This window comes from Arthrobacter sp. H20, assembly GCF_000520515.1.
GTDB lineage: Bacteria > Actinomycetota > Actinomycetes > Actinomycetales > Micrococcaceae > Arthrobacter_D.
This window is the reverse complement of the sequence record NZ_KI914727.1, coordinates 1-2,014: the sequence shown is the minus strand read 5'-3', so window position 1 is coordinate 2,014 and position 2,014 is coordinate 1. Positions and strand designations below refer to the sequence as shown.

Here is a 2,014-nt window from a genome sequence, read left to right as displayed (position 1 = left end):
CCGCTACTTTCGGCCCCTGCCAGTTGTCAGCAGTGTTAACCTAGGTCCATGCCAGAGATGCCTGAGGTGCAGGGACTAGTGGATTTCCTGCGACGAAAGCTGATTCCGGAGGACGGCCCACCCGCCGTCGTCGCTGGCCTCGAAGTGGTGTCCTTCTCGGTGCTCAAAACAGCACAGATTCCGGTGCAGGCGCTCGGCGGGTTGCAGGTTGAGTCTGTGGGCCGTCGGGGCAAGTTCCTGGTGCTTGAGATCGGCGGGTTGTTCCTCGTGCTGCACCTCGCCCGCGCCGGGTGGCTACGGTGGTCCGATAGCCTGAGCAGTGCTGCGCTGAAGCCGGGCAAGGGGCTGATCGCTCTGCGGGTGAGATTTGCTGACCAGGGATCCGGTGGGGACCCGGGCTTTGACCTTACCGAGGCTGGCACCCGAAAGTCTCTCGCAGCCTATCTGGTCAACCATCCGGAAGAGGTTCCAGGGATCGCCCGCCTGGGACCCGATGCCCTTGAGATGGATCTTGGGTCCTTCACCGAGATGGTTCACTCGCACGGTGGACAGATCAAGGGGCTCCTGCGGGACCAGTCAAAGGTGGCAGGGATTGGGAACGCCTACAGCGACGAGATTCTCCACGCAGCACGGCTCTCGCCTTTTGCCCTGGCCAACAAGCTCGGTGACGAGGACGTGGCAGTGCTTCACACCACCATGCTCGGCCTGCTCGGGACAGCGATCGATGCCGCGTCGGGCCGGCCGGCGAAGGAACTCAAAGACACCAAGCGGGAAGCCTTACGAGTCCACGCCCGCACCGGTGAACTGTGTCCGGTGTGCGGTGACACTGTTCGCGAGGTCTCCTTCGCCGATTCCTCGCTGCAATACTGCCCGACTTGCCAGACCGGGGGGAAACCGCTGGCCGACCGGCGGTCATCAAAGTTCCTTAAGTAGCCGGTCCGGCCGTTCTAGCGTGCCAGCCGACTGGGCCTGAACCGGCGGTAACTGTAAACGATGAGGGAAATGGCGATGATGCCTGACCCGATCATGGTGCCCCCGGTGACCCAGCCTCCCGGAAGCCACCACCGATCTTCCAGCGGCCACCATCCGGGAACCGGGGGCTGCAAACCCCAGACCACACCGACAGTCATCACCAGCAGGACGCCGAGCATGCTGAGGAGGATGCGCGGCCAGGTTTGCACGCCCAGGGCGGCAGCCTCCAAGGCCCGAGCCTTGATCGGGTGCAGCAGGCGGTCTGCCCAGACGTACCGCAGCGAGAGTACAGCTAGCCCGGCGGCGAGCATGAGCAGGCCGGGGCCGGGTAGCACCAATGCGGCTATACCTAGCACCACCAGGGTCCAGCCTGCCACTTCAATGGCGACTCGCCGTATCCAGGGGTGAACTCGATCCGCCTTCATCATCAAAATAGCTTCCCACAAGTGGGAGGACTTTCGCTTCGCCTCCACGGACGTCAGTCGTCGGGCAGGTCGGCGGACTCGTAGGATTGCAGAACGAGTTCAACACCTACCAGGAGGAGCCCCATGACTGACCAGCCGAATCAAGAGGACACGAACGCCGATGAAAAGTCCAAAGGGCCCGAGGGGACCATTCCCGAGTCGGAGGACGGGATAGGCGCTGGCGTCACCAAGGAAGCGAACAATTTTGAGCCTGAAGAGGACTCGGACGGCGACAAGTAGTCAATACCGAACAAGTTTCCCTAGTGCTCCGTGTTAATGGTTTGTTTGCGTTTCATCTTGCCCAGGAGGTACTCCGCTGACTTGGTCCAGGTGAATGGTTTGGCGTCTTGGTTGTAGTTCTCGATGTAGCGGTCCATGGTTTCTTCCAGCTCTTTCACCGAGCTGAATTCCCCGCGTTTGAGGCACTGGCGGGTGATGATCCCGAAGAAGATCTCCACCATATTCAGCCAGGAACAGCTGGTCGGAGTGAAGTGCATGGTCACCCGGGGGTTTCCAGCCAGCCAGTCCAACACGTTCTGGTGCTTATGAGTTGCATAGTTGTCGCAGATGACAACGTC

Annotated in this window: 4 protein-coding genes; 2 read left to right on the top strand and 2 right to left on the bottom strand. The window is 61.2% G+C overall.

Features of this window, described 5'->3' with window-relative positions; all coding sequences use genetic code 11:
• The first annotated feature begins 48 nt into the window (after nucleotides 1–48).
• Complete coding sequence (locus Y703_RS0108720) at nucleotides 49–933, top strand: DNA-formamidopyrimidine glycosylase family protein (RefSeq protein ID WP_026552400.1); 885 nt, start codon at nucleotides 49–51, stop codon at nucleotides 931–933.
• Between the two features lie 14 nt (nucleotides 934–947).
• On the opposite strand, the gene Y703_RS0108715 is transcribed toward Y703_RS0108720, so the two are convergent.
• Entirely contained in the window at nucleotides 948–1,400 is a 453-nt protein-coding gene (locus Y703_RS0108715; RefSeq protein ID WP_026552399.1) for a PGPGW domain-containing protein, read from the bottom strand.
• A 120-nt stretch (nucleotides 1,401–1,520) separates the two neighbouring features.
• On the opposite strand from Y703_RS0108715, the gene Y703_RS22505 reads away from it, so the two are divergent.
• The gene (locus Y703_RS22505) at nucleotides 1,521–1,676 is read left to right on the top strand and encodes a hypothetical protein (RefSeq protein WP_173400622.1); all 156 of its coding nucleotides are present in this window, start codon (nucleotides 1,521–1,523) and stop codon (nucleotides 1,674–1,676) included.
• A 20-nt stretch (nucleotides 1,677–1,696) separates the two neighbouring features.
• On the opposite strand, the gene Y703_RS0108705 is transcribed toward Y703_RS22505, so the two are convergent.
• Nucleotides 1,697–2,014: transposase (locus Y703_RS0108705; protein WP_026552398.1), on the bottom strand; the 318-nt coding region annotated here is incomplete at its 5' end.

Excerpts from the sequence above, each read along its gene's own strand:
- Y703_RS0108715 (WP_026552399.1), bottom strand. The coding sequence starts at position 1,400 with ATGATGAAGGCGGATCGAGTTCACCCCTGGATACGGCGAGTCGCCATT.
- Y703_RS22505 (WP_173400622.1), top strand. The coding sequence starts at position 1,521 with ATGACTGACCAGCCGAATCAAGAGGACACGAACGCCGATGAAAAGTCC.
- Y703_RS0108720 (WP_026552400.1), top strand. The coding sequence starts at position 49 with ATGCCAGAGATGCCTGAGGTGCAGGGACTAGTGGATTTCCTGCGACGA.